Source organism: Coprococcus sp. HPP0074 (assembly GCF_964238105.1).
Classification (GTDB): Bacteria; Bacillota; Clostridia; order Lachnospirales; family Lachnospiraceae; genus Faecalimonas; species Faecalimonas umbilicata.
In genome coordinates this window covers 520,551-536,773 of record NZ_CAXSKS010000001.1, presented here as the reverse complement: position 1 = coordinate 536,773, position 16,223 = coordinate 520,551, and the positions used below count along the sequence as shown (strand labels likewise).

The following is a 16,223-nucleotide window of genomic DNA, read 5'->3' as shown; positions in this document are numbered from 1 at the left end:
AACCGCCGTATACGGAACCGTATGTACGGTGGTGTGGGAGGACGGTAAATAAAATAATTATTTACCTCCTACCCGATTTTGGATTAAAAACTTTTGATTGTTTCTTCGTTGAGCCGTTTGACAATTTCCACGGCGAGTTTTACCGCATTTTCGTAATCTTCGAGTGTGCAGATTCCATGATGACTGTGGATATAACGGACAGGAATGCCAATCACGATGGTTGGGACACCGTGGCGGGAAGCATGGATGTATTTTCCATTTGTACCTCCGCCACTGCGGACAGATTCCTGCACTGGAATACCGAGTTCTTCCCCAAGATCCAGAGCAAACCGCTGGAAACGAGGATTTGTGATCATCGAACAATCAAAGTGGCGAAGCATTGGACCTTTTCGGAGTGCTGCCTGGATCAGATAGTCAGGAGAAAAGGTATCATCTGCCGGACATCCCTCAAATACAATGCACACGTCGGCATCGATGTTATCGACAGCAGCCATAGAGCCTCTTTCTCCCACCTCCTCTTGCACGGTCAGAGTTGCCTCTACATCTACATCCAGCATTTCCGTACTTAACTGGTTCAGTGTTTCAATCAGAGCGGCGCATCCAATCCGGCAGTCAAACGCTTTTCCTATAAATAAATCGTGCGTTTCATCATAGGTGCATGTCACGTCCGGGACAACCGGAGCAGCCATACGGATCTGAAAGTTTTCTTTCAAATCCTGCGCGCTTACAGCACCAACATCGATAGCGAGATCTGAAAGTATCCGCCCTTGATTTTTTTCTGCAGCGTTGACAAAATGAGGAGGTTTGCTTGTAATGATCCCGGGAATATACTCTCCTTTGGCAGTCTGCACGCGTACTTTATTTGATGGGAGACTGGAAATATCACTTCCTCCGATTGTGAGGAAATTCATAGTACCATTGGGTTTGATCGCCTGCACGATATACCCGACTTCATCGCTGTGTGCATCGATCCAGACCTTACAAGATTGCTTACGGTTATTTTTCAGGCTCATGTAAGTATTTCTTAAGGAGTCGATCGTTACATTGCAGTATGCCTCGGTCTCTTTTTGACCAAGTTCTGCAACTTCATCCTCAAAGCCGGATACGCCGTTTGCATTGCTAAGTGCCTGGATGAGACATATGTTTTCTTCTTTTGTTCTCATAGTGAACCCCTCTTTCTCTATTAAATATCAAAATGTTTATTCTTGATTAAAAATGCAAAAGAAGCAAGCGCGCAGGCGCCGATTGCTCCGCGATAATCATCGAATTGAGTGATTTCAATTTCTATATTCCGTTTGGTAGGGATAAAATTTAATTGTTCCTGAATCAGAGCGGTCAGCTGATTTTGGAAGGAATCGTGCCGGAACAGCCTGCTGTTTAAGTATATTTTATCGATGTCTTGAATGATCAGAGTGTTTGCGACGGATACACTTAAAAGGCGGATACCGAGGTCAATCTGCGTGTTAAAATAAGGATCGCCGAGTTCATAGGCTTTGATCACTGTATCGATGTCGATTGCCTCCGCGTTATCTACAAGGCTTCTGAAAATGCTGGAAGAAGACTGGTGAAACAGAAATCTCGCATTTTTGATCAGCCATGATTCGGAAATATAAGTCTGAAGGCATCCGCGTTTGCCACATTCACAGAGAGGACCATTGATATCTACAACCGTGTGACCGACTTCACCAATATAATAGTTGTTTTTGATCCCCAACTGCTCTGCATTGAAAAAAGAGCAAAACAGACCATGACCGATATGATAGAACAAAAACTTGTCCGGAGAATTTTTAGCTTGAAACAGATATTCTCCGAGAGACATACATTCTACATTGTTGTTGACGATGAATGGGAATGGAAAATATACTGAAATTTCTTTTAAATTAAACGCTTTCCAAAGAGGATTGTTGGAGATGATCGTCTGTGAGTCATAATCGAAATGTCCTGGAATGGCAATCCCCGCTCCGAATATTTTCGAAGGATCCACTTTTTTGAGCAACAGATTCAACTGTAGAACAATTTCTGAATTGATATTATTGACATCGTAGGACGAAAAAGTTTCGTGAGCTTCTGTGATCACCTTTCCAGAGAGATCTGTTATCACGAAAAAGATTCCTCTCATATTTAGTTCAATCCCGATCAGATATCCTGCAGAAGCATTTAAAGTAAGAAGCTTCCGCTTTCTGCCGGAGCCGGTTGCGTTGCTGATCTCGTCACCGATTTCGATGATTAAATTCTGGCTTTTAAGGTCTCCGGTAATCTCTGTCATCAACGCGGGAGTCAGACCGGTTGCGTTAGCGATTTCGATTCGTGAGGTTTTCTGTTTTCGGTAAATAAATTCCAAAACAGAAGAGACATGCTGACTGTAAACATCTGATTTCTTTTTATACATAAATAAAATACAATCCTTTCTTTATCGAAAATAAATAAGTAAGATAAAATGACTGTCATATCGATGTGATTTGTTTCTATTTTATCACGCAAAGGAAGTTTTTGCCATAAGAAATCACTGTAATCTAAAAAAAGAGTGGATAAAAATGCTAATTTCGTGGTAAATTAGACAAAAAAAGAATTTTATTTATAAAAAATAAAATAAAACTTTACAAATGCTGTCGAATAGTATAATATATATTTATAAAAAATAAATAAAAACGGAGGTTGCTATGAATCGTATTTTAGCATTTTTAGAGGGAAAACTCGCTCCGCTCGGAGAGCGGATTGGAAAACAGAGACATTTAAAAGCTCTGAGAGAGGGAATTATGATGGCAATGCCATTGGTATTATTGGGATCATTCTTTGTTTTGATAAAAGATTTCCCGATACAGGCATGGATCGCATGGCTGCATTCTCATTGGAATCTGGATGTTCTTTTAAACACGATGGCAAATAACTCATTCGGCTTGATGGCGCTTGTAACAGCATTTGGAATCGCGTATCGTCTGTCAGAATCGTATGGAACTGACGGTCCGTCAGCAGGTGTAATTTCGTTGGGAGCATTTCTTCTGATGACACCGCCATTGGCAGCAGAAGACGGAGCACTTGGAATTCCTTATGGGATGTTAGGTGGAAAAGGAATTTTTGCAGCAATTGTTGTAGCTATGATCTCAGCGGAAATTTATCGCTGGTTTATCCAAAAGAATATTGCGATTAAAATGCCGGCAGGTGTTCCGGATGTAGTAAGTAAATCATTTTCTGCATTGATTCCGGGAATCGTAATTTTAACATTTTTTGCAGTTGTATTAAAAGTAATTGAAGCGACAGGACTTGGAAGTTTAAATGCAATTCTTTCTATTGTAGTAGGAAAACCATTAGGATTGATTGCAAGTACATTGCCGGGAACATTCGTTGCAGTATTATTAAATTCTCTGTTCTGGTTCTGTGGTGTCAATGGTGGACAGGTAGTCGGAGCAGTTATGAATCCTCTTTGGATCCAGTATGCAGATGCAAACCGTATCGCTCAGGCAGCAGGAGAAGTTCTTCCAAATATCGTAACAGCGCCGTTTATGGATCTGTTTGTGTATATTGGAGGGGGCGGTGCGACAATCGGTCTGGCACTTTGCCTGATGTTTTTTAGCAAGAGCAAAGAATACAAAACACTTGGAAAAGTATCTGGTATTCCAGCGTTATTTAATATTAACACAGCAATTTTATTTACCTTCCCAACAGTATTAAACCCAATCATGTTGATTCCGTTTGTACTGACACCAGTTGTCAATGCAGTAATTACATATGTAGCGATGCTGACAAACCTTGTTCCTTATACAACAGGTGTAACACTTCCTTGGACAACACCACCGATCATCGGAGGATTTTTAGCGACAGGAAGCTGGAGAGGTGCGGTATTACAGATCGTGCTTGTGATTGTGTCCTTTGTTATCTATTACCCGTTCTTCAAAGCGGCAGATAAGAGAAACTTATTGAAAGAAAAAGAAGGTGCAAACTAATGAGTATAAAAATTTGGTATCAGACAGAAGAGCAGGAATTTCTGCATGCAGAGATGCAGCATTATTTTGAGGCAGTATTACAAATGCAGGCAGAAAAAGCATCCGAGCAAGATGCAGATCTGAAAGTGATCGTGGAAAAAGAAGATACAGATATGGATCATATCTGTATCGAACTCCACGGAGGAAAGGGGAAGATTCAGGCAGATTCTCAAGTGGGAGTACTGATTGCCGTGTATCGTCTTTTCCATGAATTTGGCGTGAGATATCTTCGTCCGGGCAGAAAGAATGAATTCTTCCAAGTTCTTTCCGAAAACGACTGGGCAGAAAAGGAAATCTCTATTGAGGAGACAGCAAGTTTCCGACACAGAGGAGTCTGCATTGAAGGAGCAGATTCTTATGAGAATCTGAGAGATTTTATCGACTGGCTTCCGAAGATTGGAATGAATACGTTCTTTATCCAGTTTGAAAATCCATACTCATTCTTTAAGAGATGGTATGAACATGAATTTAATCCATATGCAGAAAAAGAACCGTTCAATACAGAAATTGCTCAGGAGATGAGCGATCGGATCGATCAGGAGATGAAGGTCAGAGGAATTGTGCATCATCGTGTAGGTCATGGATGGACTGGGGAAGTGCTCGGATATTCTTCAAAGTATGGATGGGAATCAGGTCTTACCCTTCCGGAAGAGAAAAAACATCTTGTGGCAGAATTAAATGGAAAAAGAGAGCTGTTTGATACAGCGCCGATCTTGACAAGTCTTGACTTTGCAAATCCGGAAGTCGGAAACAAGATGGTAGAACTGATCGTCAATTATGCAAAAGAAAGAAGAGATGTAGATTATCTGCATGTATGGCTTTCCGATGCGAGAAATAATATCTGTGAATGTGAGCACTGTCAAAAGGATCTTCCATCAGATCAGTATGTCCGCATTTTAAATCAGCTGGATGAAGCGCTGACGAAAGAAGGTCTGGATACAAAGATTTGTTTCTTGTTGTACCATGAACTGTTGTTTGCGCCAGAGAAAGAAAAACTCAAAAATCCAGAGAGATTTACAATGATGTTTGCGCCGATCACGCGTACATTTGAAATGAGTTATGAAGATGTCAATTACGAAACAGATGTTCCGGAACCGAAGGCATATGTAAGAAATCAGATTGTGCTTCCGAATTCATTGGAAGAGAATCTTTCTTATCTTTTTGCATGGAAGAAGATGTTTGACGGAGACAGCTTTGTATATGATTATCCGCTTGGAAGAGCACATTATGGAGACCTTGGTTACATGAAGATCAGTCATGTGATCTACCGCGATATTCATTTCCTGAAAAACTTGCAGTTAAACGGATATATCAGCTGTCAGGAACTTCGGGCAGGATTTCCGCATAACTTCCCGAACTATGTTATGGGACAGATGCTCTGGAACAATACACGCGATTACGAAGAGCTCAAGGAAGAATACTTCAGCAGCATGTACGGAGAAAATTGGAAAGAAGTGATCACTTATCTGGAAAATCTTTCTGCATATTCTTCCTGCGATTATTTCAACGCAATCGGTGAGAGATTAAATCCAGTTCTGTCAGCAAGATATGAAGTGTGTGTAAATCTCGCAGAGGAGATGCTTCCGGTGATCGAGGCAAATATAGCCAAAAGAGATGGTCTTCAAAAGCAGGAGTGGAAACAGTTAGGATACCACAGAGAATATGCGATGAAGATGGCAGAGGCACTCCGTTTGATCAGTGCAGGAAAACATACAGAAGCACAGCGTATGTGGAGAGATGTACTTGACTTCATTCGCAGAAATGAAATGGCATTCCAACAAAACCTGGATGTGTACCGTGTCATCGAGGTAGCCAAGAATTATGCAGGATTCAAGTTGTAAAAGGACAAAAGTCCTTTTGTGATAAGGTGAGCGAATATGAAAAGAGACCATAAAAAAATCATTGTAACATTTTTGCTGCCACTACTTTTTCTGTATGCAGTATTTCAGTTATATCCATTGCTCCTAAATCTGTTTTATTCCATGTTGAATTGGAATGGAATTACAAAAACGGCAAATTTTGTAGGGCTGGACAATTATGTAGAAGTCCTGGGAGATGGTTTGTTTTGGAACGCAGTGAAAAACAGTGTATTGTATGCAGTGGCAGGAACTTTTTTTCAGGTAACAGTATCGTTCTTCCTTGCTTATCTTGTAGAGTATAATACATTTAAAAAGAAAAAAATGGTCCGCCTAGTATTTATCATGCCAATCGTAGCAACTTCTGCTACGATTGGTATTCTGATGAAAAGTATTTTCAGCTATGATGGATTTGTCAATACGGTCATCAGCGGTGTTGGTCTTGAGAAGATTGAATGGCTGACAGAACCTAAGTGGGCATTTTTAATGATTATCCTTGTATCTGTATGGAAAGAGACAGGGACATTATTTATTTACTGGATGGCAGGATTTCAGATGGTATCTCCGGCAGTAATTGAAGCATCTAAGGTAGATGGAGCCAGTGAACCGGCGTTTGTCCGCTACATTTTGATCCCGACAATGAAGCCGGTCATCTTTACGGTTACTTCCGTGGCATTTTTAAATGCCTTGAAAATGTTTGATATCATACAGACATTGACGAGTGGAGGCCCTTATTTTTCGACAGATATGATATCGACTTATATTTACAGGACAGCATTTTCCAGTTCGTTTGGAGCGCCGAGACTTAGTTATGCAAGTGCGGCAGTCGTGATGTGTCTTGTATTTTTGATTTTGTGCAGTGGATTGATACGATTCTTTCAAAAGAAGTGGAAAGAAGGAAAAGAGGCATGTTAAAGAAAATTTTATTATTTGTAAGCACAGCAATCTGGCTTGCACCATTCCTGCTGATGTTGTTGATCGCATTCAGCAGTAAAAATACGAATTCCTTTTTGGAGTTGTTTGCAGACAATCGTGCTACCTTTCAAAATTTTCAAAATGCATGGGAGCAGGCGGAATTTTCCCGATATTTTCTGAACACTGTGATTGTGACGGTTGTTTCGGTTGTTGTGATTCTTGCAGTTACAGCGCTTGCGGGATATATTATGGGCTGTTTTGAGTTCCGGGCAAAAAAGATTATTTATACGGTGATGATGATTTCTATGGGAATCCCGACAATCTTTTTTACAATCCCGGTGTATCAGATTTTGCGGATGCTCCATTGCGAGAGTTCTTTGATTGGGCTGATTTTGGCAGAAGTCGGTGGTGGACATGTAATTTTTATTTTGTTGTTTTCAAAATTCTTTCAGTCGATCCCAAAAGCGCTGGAAGAATCTGCAGTGCTGGAAGGGGCGAGTGAATTTGATGTGTTTTTCCGAATCATGTTTCCGCTTGCGGGACCGGTGATCGGAACCGTAGTGATCACGCAATCAATCTGGACATGGAACTCTTTCCTGTATCCACTTATTTTGTCTGTGAATCAGCCGAAAATCCGTACACTTTCTGTCGGTCTGTATTCTTTCCAGGGAGAAAATATTGTGGAGTGGGGAAGTATTGCAGCGGGAGCTTGTATTACCATTCTTCCGATGCTATTGTTATTTGTAACATTCCAAAAATATTTTATCCAGGGAATTTCAGGGGCAGTCAAAGAATAGCGGAAAGAAAGGGATGCCATATGAGAAAAAGAATTGCAGTGCTGTTGGCAGGAGCATTGATAGGTATGACTGGCTGTGGTGGAGTAAAAGTCGTAAGTCCGGAAGCGGGGAGCAGCAGTCAGAAAGCAGAGTTTGAAAAAATTAAGACACCGGAAGATGAAAAAGTCGTATTGAATATCGTCGACTGGAGTGACAGTACGAAAGATGCCAGAGAAAAATTGAATGAGCAGTTTATGAAGGATCATCCAAATGTCACTGTAAATTATACGACGCTGACACAGGCGCAGTTTAATGAAACGATGCTGTCCGGAATTCGGGCAGGAGATGCTCCGGACTTATTTCCATTACCGTCTACGGTTACGTTTTCCACGGCAGTCAGTGAGGGATGGTTTCTTCCGATGAATCTATATTTGGAAGAAGATTTCTTTGCGCAGATCCAGCCGGAATTTCTATGTGAAAATGTTACAATGAAAGGGGAAGATGTCTATCTTCTTCCAGAAGCGGTAGACATTCCGAGTGCACTTTTATTTTATAACCGGGCTCTCTTGGAAGAAGTGGGAGCAGAGATTGATCCGGAGAAAGTAACCTGGGAGGAGTTTCGACAAGTCTGCGAGCAGGTTACGGAAAATGGAGATGGCAAGTATTACGGCATGGTTGCAAGCGGTGCACAGAAAAACCGTATGGATATTGAGCTTCGTGCATTTTCAGAAGTAGGAGGAGCAAAATTAGGACCGGCAGGACAAGTATTTTTACAGGAAGAGCAGACAACATTTGCAGATTCTGAAGTGGTTCAAGCGTTTGACCTCTATCAAGAATTGTATGAAAAAGGATGTTTTCATCCGGATACAGCATCGTTGACAGCGCCGGAGGCAAGAAAGCTGTTTGGAGAAGGCAAGGCAGCATTTCTTGTGCAGGGAGCATGGTGCATTCCAGTTTGGGAGAAGGATAATCCGGATTTGGATTTCGGAGTGATGAAAGTTCCGGTGAATGAAAAACTTCCGGATGGGAAACTACTGCGTCCATTTACAAAGGGATGGATGGGAATTTCAGCGAACAGTAAACACCCGGATGTTGCGGCAGAATATTTAAAATATCTCTATTCTTATGAATATCAGAAAAAACTGATGGCGCAGGGAGGATTTGTGTCTGTGCGAGGGGATCTCGGAGAAAAAGATATTGAGAATGAACATATGAGACGTTATTATCAATATGCGATGGAACAGAGCATTGCTGTTCCGAATCCGGTGGCAGAAAACGGCAATATCGAGCTGGTTTACAGTATGATCCAGCCGGTTGTTCCGGATTTTGGTGACATTGCCTCTTCTATTTTTTCTGGAAAAGAGATTTACAAAAAAGAATTGAAAAACTACGCGAGTCAGATGCAGGAGAACCTAGAACGATCCGTAGAAACCGTGAAGAAACAGAAGGATATCTCTTTGTCAGATTTTAATTATAAGGACGGAAGGTAGAGAAGTTCCTTTTGGAATTGCTTTAGACAGAAAAATAAAAATGTTTTGAAAAGATGTAAAAAGTATTGACAAATTTATATTTCTGTAATAAATTAATAAAAAATAACTTTTTAAACCGTTGAGAAAGAGGAGTAGGTTATCAAACGACATCCCAGAGAGTGGCAGGAGGTGCGATTGCCATATGAAGTTGATGATTGAATGGACTTTCGAGGGCGGCCTGAAATCAGTAGGAGAGTATGGTACGTCGGGAACCGAACCCGTTATCAATCAGGAGTGTATGTTAGTACATGAGAAAGAGGACAGTACGTGTCAATTTGAGTGGTACCGCGATAATAATACCTATTATTACCGTCTCAAGCAAGAGCTTGAGGCGGTTTTTTTCGTGTTGGCAAGGATCGTGAGCATTTTTCCAGGAAGGCGCTCGTTGTGCTTGCACAAAAGAGAGCATTACTGGAAAAATATTCGCGGGCTGCCCGCGACTGAGAGGCGAAGCCTCGAAGTGCTCACGATCCCATTGCGAAATGTGAAGCATAGGAAGGCGCTCGTTGTGCTCGCACAAAAGAGAGCGTTCCTGGAAAAATATTCGCGGGCTGCCCGCGACTGAGAGGCGAAGCCTCGAAGTGCTCACAATCCGAATTGTCTAATCTTTGCTAACATCATAGTTATCTGCCTGGCAAGTGGATATCAGCATAATTAAAAAAGGAAAAGGAGCAGAGAAAGATGATGAGAAGAATGAGTAAGAAGGTAGGAAAATTAACAGGAAGTCTGGCAGCTGTGCTAGCGATTGCAGCGATCACAGGCTGTGGAAGCAAGCAGGAAGCAAAGAACGAGCAAGGAGAGCAAATCTATCGTATCGGTATTTCACAGTTTGCGGAGCATGCCTCTCTTGATAACTGCAGGGAAGGGTTTTTGGAAGGATTAAAAGAAGAAGGGTTGGAAGAAGGGAAAAATCTAAACATCGAAGTGAAAAATGCAGCGGCGGATATGGGCACTGCAAGTCAGATTGCGGATCGGTTTGTGGCAGATCAGATGGATCTGATCTGTGCAATCGCAACCCCAAGTGCACAGACTGCATTTAATGCGGCGATGGATACAGAGATTCCAGTCATCTATACGGCGGTGACAGATCCAGAAACGGCAGAGTTGGCAGGAAAAGATAAAAAGCCGGCAGGGGAAGTGACCGGGACAAGTGACAGACTTCCGATCAAGGATCAGCTTGAAATGATTCGTCAGATTCTTCCAGAAGCGAAAAAAATCGGGATTCTCTATACGACAAGCGAAGTAAACTCTTTGTCCGCAATTCGGGTATATGAAAACTATGCAGAAGATTATGGATTTGAGATTGTGACAGCAGGTGTCAGCAATACATCGGAAATTGCGATGGCAGCAGAAGCATTAGTAGGAAAGGTAGATTGTCTGACTAATCTGACAGATAACACGGTAGTAAATTCCCTTCCGACGATTCTTGAACGAGCAAAAGAAGCAGAGATTCCAGTATTTGGAAGCGAAATTGAGCAGGTCAAGCTTGGATGTCTGGCGGCAGAAGGACTTGACTATGTGGAACTTGGAAAGCAGACTGGGAAAATGGCAGCAAAGATACTGACAGGAGAGGCAAAGGCATCGGAATTGGAATATGAAGAGATTTCAGGAGGAAATCTTTATTTGAATACTGCAGTGGCAGAACAACTGGGGATCTCTTTTGGAGAGGAACTTTTGGAAAACGCTGAGATATGCGAATAAAGGATATGAGGAAAGGAAGGCAGGAAAATGAGCTTGATCATAACAACAATGGAGCAGGGTTTCATCTATGGAATACTTGCTCTTGGTGTCTATATTACTTATAAAATACTGGATTTTCCAGACTTAACTGTAGATGGAAGTTTTCCGCTCGGCGGAGCGGTAGGAGCTGCGCTGATCACAAAGGGAATGTCCCCATTTCTGGCACTGCTTCTGGCATTTCTGGCAGGAGCGCTGGCAGGAATGCTCACTGGATTGATTCATGTGAAAGGAAAGGTCAGAGATCTTCTGGCTGGGATCATTATGATGACAGCTCTGTGGACGGTAAACTTACGGATTGCCGGGACTGCAAATGTCCCACTGTTTTCTCAGAAAACCATTTTTAAAAATGATCTGATCGATAGGATGTTTCCGGGAACATTTAGAAACTATGCCACACTGGCACTGATCTTTGTTATTGCGGTTGGGGCAAAATTATTGTTGGATCTTTATTTGGGAACAAAGTCAGGATTTCTTCTGCGGGCGGCAGGTGACAACGACAAGTTAGTCACTTCTCTTGCAAAAGATGCAGGAAATGTGAAAATCATCGGACTTGCGATTGCCAATGGTCTTGTGGCACTTGCGGGATGTGTATTCTGTCAGGAGGAGAGGGTTTTTGAAATTTCTATGGGAACTGGGGCGATGGTCATCGGGCTTGCCAGTGTGATCATCGGAACGAGCCTGTTTCGTAAGCTTTCCTTTCTGAAAACAACTACCACTGTCTTTTTCGGAGCGGTGATTTACAAGTTGTGTGTCGGTATTGCAATTAAAAACTTTGAACCAAGAGACATGAAATTGATCACAGCAGTGCTGTTTCTTGTGATTTTGTTGATCAGTACGGAGAGAAAAAGGAAGGTGAAAGGAAATGCTTGAATTAAATCATATTTATAAATACTATAATCCTGGGACGGTTCATGAAATGTGTTTATTTGAAGATTTTGGAATGAAAATAGATCGGGGGGATTTTGTTTCTGTGATTGGAAGTAATGGGTCAGGGAAAACCTCTCTTCTAAATCTGATCTGTGGCAGTATCCTGCCGGAAGCAGGGCAAATCTGCATGAACGGGAAAGACATCACAAAGGAAAAGGAGTATAGGAGAAATCAGAAGATTGGAAGAGTGTATCAGAATCCTGCATTTGGTACTTGCCCGGGGATGACGATTCTTGAAAACATGGCGATAGCGGATCACAAAGGAAAACGTTATGGATTTGCAAGAGGAATCAACAAAAAACAGATTTCCTATTATCGGGAACTATTATCTTCCTTAAGACTTGGTCTGGAAGAAAAGTTGGAGACAAAAGTGGGAGCATTGTCCGGCGGACAAAGACAGGCAATGGCTCTTTTGATGGCTACGATGACACCGGTGGATCTTCTGATTCTCGATGAACATACAGCGGCGCTGGATCCAAAGACGGCAGAGCGGATCATGGAGCTGACAGATGAAATTGTGAAAAAGAAACAATTGACAGCGATCATGGTGACACACAATCTTCGCTATGCTGTAGAGTATGGGAATCGGCTCTTGATGATGCATCAGGGAGAGATCATAATGGATCGGTCAGGCAAAGAAAAGCAGCAGACAAGTGTGGAAGAAATTTTAAAGTTGTTTAATGAAATCAGCATTGAGTGCGGCAACTAAAATAGAAGAGAGAACATAAGGATGGAACAGCAATGTCCATCCTTATTTTTCACAAAATTTAGAAGAACGGAAACGAAGATTTTTGTATAATATTTTCGCGCAGTTCTTGTTGACGGTGCTTGCAGGAAGTGGTAATATTGTTCGTGCAGACACATTATCTAGTTTGCTAAAAGATAATAAAACACTAAATATAGATGAAATAATGGGGAAAGGAAGCAAGTGTAGTATGGTGAAAGTAATCAAGAAAGACGGGACTTCAGAAGAGTTTAATGTACAGAAAGTAGTAGTCGCAGTCAATAAATCAGCTTATCGTGCATTGATCCAATTTACAGATGCAGAGCTTGAATTTATCTGTAAATTTGTGGAAGAGAAAGTAAGGGATATGGGAGTGGAAGAAGTCCGGATTGCCGAGATGCACAACATCGTAGAAGGTGCATTGGAGAAAGTGAATCCGCTTGTGGCAAAGAGCTATCGTGATTACCGCAACTATAAGCAGGACTTTGTGCAGATGCTTGACGAGGTGTACAAAAAGAGTCAGTCAATTATGTACATCGGTGATAAGGAGAACAGTAATACAGACAGTGCGCTCGTATCTACAAAGCGCAGTCTGATTTTCAATGAACTGAATAAGGAGCTTTACAAGAAGTTTTTCCTGACAACAGAAGAGATTCAGGCATGCAGAGATGGATACATCTATATCCACGACATGTCCGCGAGACGCGATACAATGAACTGCTGTCTGTTCGATGTAAAGAACGTGCTGAGCGGGGGATTTGAGATGGGAAATCTCTGGTACAATGAGCCGAAGACACTGGATACAGCATTCGATGTGATCGGAGATATTGTTCTAAGTGCAGCAAGCCAGCAGTACGGTGGATTCACTGTGCCAAGTGTAGATGATATCTTAGAGCCGTTTGCAGAGAAATCATTCCATAACCATGTGGAGAAATATCTGGGACTTGGAATCGAGCGGGAGAAGGCAGAAGAGGTCGCATGGAAAGATCTGGAAAAAGAGATGGAGCAGGGATTCCAGGGGTGGGAATACAAATTTAACTCCGTATCTTCCAGCAGAGGAGATTATCCGTTTATTACAGTGACAGCAGGAACCGGAAGAAGCCGTTTTGCAAAGCTTGTCACGATCACGATGCTGAAAGTCAGAATGAACGGACAGGGAAAAGAAGGTCATAAAAAGCCGGTATTGTTCCCGAAAATCGTATTCCTCTATGATGAGAACCTGCATGGACCGGGAAAAGAACTGGAAGATGTATTTGAAGCAGGAATTGAATGTTCAAGAAAGACAATGTATCCGGACTGGCTGAGTCTGACTGGAAAAGGCTACATCGCAAGTATGTATAAGCAGTATGGTAAAATCATCAGCCCGATGGGATGCCGTGCATTTTTATCCCCATGGTACGAAAAGGGTGGTATGTATCCAAAAGATGAGACAGATACGCCGGTATTTGTCGGAAGATTTAACATTGGCGCAGTAAGTCTTCACTTGCCAATGATCTATGCAAAGGCAAAACAAGAGAACAAAGATTTCTATGAAGTACTTGATTACTACTTAAACCTGATCCGGAAGCTCCATATTCGTACATATGAGTATCTTGGAGAGATGAAAGCATCGACAAATCCGCTTGCATACTGTGAAGGTGGATTTTACGGTGGAAATCTTGGTCTGCACGACAAGATCAAGCCTCTCTTAAAATCAGCGACTGCTTCCTTTGGAATTACAGCATTCAATGAGCTTCAGCAGCTTCATAATAAAAAATCACTTGTGGAAGACGGCGCATTTGCACTGGAAGTATTAGAGTACATCAACAAGCGTGTCAACGAATTTAAAGAAGAAGATGGACATCTGTATGCAATCTATGCGACACCGGCAGAAAATCTCTGCGGGCTTCAGGTAAAGCAGTTCCGCAAGAAATACGGAATCGTAGAAAACGTATCTGACCGTGAATATGTCAGCAATGGATTCCACTGTCATGTGACAGAAGACATCACACCGATTGAAAAGCAGGATCTGGAGTATCGTTTCTGGGAACTCAGCAACGGAGGAAAAATCCAGTATGTGAAATATCCGATCAACTACAATAAAGAAGCAATCAAAGCCCTTGTGCGCCGCGCGATGGATATGGGGCTTTATGAAGGGGTCAATCTGTCTCTGGCGTACTGCGACGATTGCGGACACGAAGAACTTGCGATGGATGTCTGCCCGGTATGCGGAAGCAAAAATCTGACGAAGATCGACCGGATGAATGGATACCTTTCTTATTCAAGAGTCAAAGGAGATACACGTCTGAACGATGCAAAGATGGCGGAAATCGCAGAAAGGAAGAGTATGTAAGATGCGATATCACAACATAACAAAAGACGATATGCTAAACGGGGATGGACTTCGTGTCGTATTGTGGGTGGCAGGCTGCTCTCACTGCTGCAAAGAATGCCACAACCCGATCACATGGGATCCGAACGGGGGATTGGATTTTGATCAGGCAGCAAAAGAAGAGATTTTTGAGGAACTTTCCAAAGATTATATCAGTGGAATCACATTTAGCGGAGGAGATCCGCTTCATGTCAGAAATGCTTATGATGTCAAAGAACTGGCAAAAGAAATCCGAGAGAAATTTCCACAAAAGACAATCTGGCTTTACACAGGTTCTCTCTGGGAGGAAATTAAAAACACGGAGATTGTGAAATATCTCGATGTGCTTGTAGATGGCGAATTCGAGTGTGATAAAAAAGATGTAAGTCTTCACTGGAAGGGAAGCGCAAATCAGAGAGTCATCGATGTACAGGAGTCTCTTCGCCAAGAGAAAGTGATCTTGCACGATTCCTAAAATTTCATTTTTGTCGGCGAAAATGTAAGTTTGGCCGGCAGAAAGACAGGGAAAGAAAACGATAGATTAGCCGGGACTTCTTATGATTTTCAGCATGGAGGAACCGGCTACCTGTTTCGGAATACAGAAACAGAAAGAAGAAACAACAAGAGAGAAAATAGAAACGGGAGAAAACAAATGAAACGAATTGCAAAATTTCAGAAAGTAAGTTACGAGCAGTTTACAGAAGGATGGATCGATACTTTTGGTGCTACCAATGCAGAAGAAATCAAGACGATTTACGATCATATCAAACTTCCAAAGCGTGCTACTTCAGGATCGGCAGGATATGATTTCTATGCACCGGTGACATTGACAATGAAACCAGGGGAAACTGTGAAAGTTCCTACAGGAATCCGTGTGGAGATGGAAGAAAATTGGGTTCTAAAATGTTACCCGAGAAGCGGTCTTGGATTCAAATATCGTCTGCAATTAAATAATACGGTTGGAATTATTGACAGCGATTACTTTTACTCTGATAATGAGGGACATATTTTCGCAAAGATTACAAATGATACAAATGAAAATAAAACCGTTGAGATTCCAGAAGGAACAGGATTTATGCAGGGAATCTTTGTGGAATATGGAATCACAGTTGACGATGATGTGACAAGTGTGAGAAACGGTGGTTTCGGAAGTACGACACAGTCATAGAAAATGCGAAAACTGTAAAAAAGTATGATAAAGTACTTGCAATCCATAGATTTGCTATGCTATACTTAAACGGTCGTAAAAAACACGCATATGGCAATCTCTGCCGGTGCCAATATTCTTCAATGGATTCTGAATAGGACTTTCATCTGTATTTCATTTGAGAGAAAGATGACAGCCAGATAAGATCAGGACCGCATTATATATAGAAGAAACGGTTGCAGAGTACAGGAAATATGCGGAAGAGTAAAAACCAATGGA

The 16,223-nt window shown here is 41.8% G+C and carries 13 protein-coding genes and 1 other annotated feature; of the genes, 11 read left to right on the top strand and 2 right to left on the bottom strand.

All coding sequences use genetic code 11. From position 1 onward, the window contains the following. Nucleotides 1-83: 83 nt before the first annotated feature. Both ACESPO_RS02560 and ACESPO_RS02555 read right to left on the bottom strand, forming a co-directional pair. Nucleotides 84-1,163, bottom strand: a complete 1,080-nt coding sequence (locus ACESPO_RS02560; RefSeq protein ID WP_499788429.1) for a M42 family metallopeptidase — start codon at nt 1,161-1,163, stop codon at nt 84-86. A gap of 20 nt (nt 1,164-1,183) precedes the next feature. Continuing rightward, nucleotides 1,184-2,389 (bottom strand): ROK family protein, encoded by a 1,206-nt coding sequence (locus ACESPO_RS02555; RefSeq protein WP_120091525.1) that lies wholly within the window; start codon nt 2,387-2,389, stop codon nt 1,184-1,186. 271 nt (nt 2,390-2,660) lie between these two features. On the opposite strand from ACESPO_RS02555, the gene celB reads away from it, so the two are divergent. The 11 genes from celB to ACESPO_RS02500 all read left to right on the top strand — a co-directional run bounded on the left by celB (nt 2,661) and on the right by ACESPO_RS02500 (nt 15,965). Next, nucleotides 2,661-3,941, top strand: a complete 1,281-nt coding sequence (celB, locus tag ACESPO_RS02550; protein WP_120091527.1) for a PTS cellobiose transporter subunit IIC — start codon at nt 2,661-2,663, stop codon at nt 3,939-3,941. After that, nucleotides 3,941-5,821, top strand: coding sequence for a DUF4838 domain-containing protein (locus ACESPO_RS02545; RefSeq protein ID WP_499788428.1), 1,881 nt, complete (start codon nt 3,941-3,943; stop codon nt 5,819-5,821). Before celB ends, ACESPO_RS02545 begins: the two co-directional genes overlap by 1 nt. Before the next feature lie 36 nt (nt 5,822-5,857). After that, complete coding sequence (locus ACESPO_RS02540; RefSeq protein WP_016439081.1) at nt 5,858-6,751, top strand: carbohydrate ABC transporter permease; 894 nt, start codon at nt 5,858-5,860, stop codon at nt 6,749-6,751. Continuing rightward, on the top strand, nt 6,745-7,548 hold the full coding sequence (locus tag ACESPO_RS02535; protein ID WP_009262538.1) for a carbohydrate ABC transporter permease: 804 nt from the start codon (nt 6,745-6,747) through the stop codon (nt 7,546-7,548). The genes ACESPO_RS02540 and ACESPO_RS02535 overlap by 7 nt, the downstream gene beginning before the upstream one ends. A gap of 20 nt (nt 7,549-7,568) precedes the next feature. Continuing rightward, nucleotides 7,569-9,017 carry an ABC transporter substrate-binding protein gene (locus ACESPO_RS02530; protein ID WP_270458170.1) on the top strand — a complete coding sequence of 483 codons (1,449 nt, stop codon included), beginning with the start codon at nt 7,569-7,571 and terminating at the stop codon, nt 9,015-9,017. 109 nt (nt 9,018-9,126) lie between these two features. Continuing rightward, nucleotides 9,127-9,376, top strand: a binding site (T-box leader). 361 nt (nt 9,377-9,737) lie between these two features. After that, nucleotides 9,738-10,757 carry an ABC transporter substrate-binding protein gene (locus tag ACESPO_RS02525; protein ID WP_270458166.1) on the top strand — a complete coding sequence of 340 codons (1,020 nt, stop codon included), beginning with the start codon at nt 9,738-9,740 and terminating at the stop codon, nt 10,755-10,757. 27 nt (nt 10,758-10,784) lie between these two features. Continuing rightward, nucleotides 10,785-11,666 carry an ABC transporter permease gene (locus ACESPO_RS02520; RefSeq protein WP_009262534.1) on the top strand — a complete coding sequence of 294 codons (882 nt, stop codon included), beginning with the start codon at nt 10,785-10,787 and terminating at the stop codon, nt 11,664-11,666. Further along, complete coding sequence (locus ACESPO_RS02515; RefSeq protein WP_009262533.1) at nt 11,659-12,432, top strand: ABC transporter ATP-binding protein; 774 nt, start codon at nt 11,659-11,661, stop codon at nt 12,430-12,432. Before ACESPO_RS02520 ends, ACESPO_RS02515 begins: the two co-directional genes overlap by 8 nt. A 226-nt stretch (nt 12,433-12,658) precedes the next feature. Further along, nucleotides 12,659-14,779 (top strand): anaerobic ribonucleoside-triphosphate reductase, encoded by a 2,121-nt coding sequence (gene nrdD / locus ACESPO_RS02510; RefSeq protein ID WP_008975994.1) that lies wholly within the window; start codon nt 12,659-12,661, stop codon nt 14,777-14,779. A gap of 1 nt (nt 14,780) precedes the next feature. Then, on the top strand, nt 14,781-15,272 hold the full coding sequence (gene nrdG, locus ACESPO_RS02505) for an anaerobic ribonucleoside-triphosphate reductase activating protein (protein ID WP_008975993.1): 492 nt from the start codon (nt 14,781-14,783) through the stop codon (nt 15,270-15,272). Between the two features lie 177 nt (nt 15,273-15,449). Continuing rightward, nucleotides 15,450-15,965, top strand: a complete 516-nt coding sequence (locus tag ACESPO_RS02500) for a dCTP deaminase/dUTPase family protein (RefSeq protein ID WP_009262530.1) — start codon at nt 15,450-15,452, stop codon at nt 15,963-15,965. The last annotated feature ends 258 nt before the right edge of the window (nt 15,966-16,223 follow it).

Excerpts from the sequence above, each read along its gene's own strand:
- nrdD (WP_008975994.1), top strand. The coding sequence starts at position 12,659 with ATGGTGAAAGTAATCAAGAAAGACGGGACTTCAGAAGAGTTTAATGTA.
- ACESPO_RS02515 (WP_009262533.1), top strand. The coding sequence starts at position 11,659 with ATGCTTGAATTAAATCATATTTATAAATACTATAATCCTGGGACGGTT.
- ACESPO_RS02500 (WP_009262530.1), top strand. The coding sequence starts at position 15,450 with ATGAAACGAATTGCAAAATTTCAGAAAGTAAGTTACGAGCAGTTTACA.
- celB (WP_120091527.1), top strand. The coding sequence starts at position 2,661 with ATGAATCGTATTTTAGCATTTTTAGAGGGAAAACTCGCTCCGCTCGGA.
- ACESPO_RS02530 (WP_270458170.1), top strand. The coding sequence starts at position 7,569 with ATGAGAAAAAGAATTGCAGTGCTGTTGGCAGGAGCATTGATAGGTATG.
- nrdG (WP_008975993.1), top strand. The coding sequence starts at position 14,781 with ATGCGATATCACAACATAACAAAAGACGATATGCTAAACGGGGATGGA.
- ACESPO_RS02560 (WP_499788429.1), bottom strand. The coding sequence starts at position 1,163 with ATGAGAACAAAAGAAGAAAACATATGTCTCATCCAGGCACTTAGCAAT.
- ACESPO_RS02535 (WP_009262538.1), top strand. The coding sequence starts at position 6,745 with ATGTTAAAGAAAATTTTATTATTTGTAAGCACAGCAATCTGGCTTGCA.
- ACESPO_RS02520 (WP_009262534.1), top strand. The coding sequence starts at position 10,785 with ATGAGCTTGATCATAACAACAATGGAGCAGGGTTTCATCTATGGAATA.
- ACESPO_RS02540 (WP_016439081.1), top strand. The coding sequence starts at position 5,858 with ATGAAAAGAGACCATAAAAAAATCATTGTAACATTTTTGCTGCCACTA.
- ACESPO_RS02525 (WP_270458166.1), top strand. The coding sequence starts at position 9,738 with ATGATGAGAAGAATGAGTAAGAAGGTAGGAAAATTAACAGGAAGTCTG.
- ACESPO_RS02545 (WP_499788428.1), top strand. The coding sequence starts at position 3,941 with ATGAGTATAAAAATTTGGTATCAGACAGAAGAGCAGGAATTTCTGCAT.
- ACESPO_RS02555 (WP_120091525.1), bottom strand. The coding sequence starts at position 2,389 with ATGTATAAAAAGAAATCAGATGTTTACAGTCAGCATGTCTCTTCTGTT.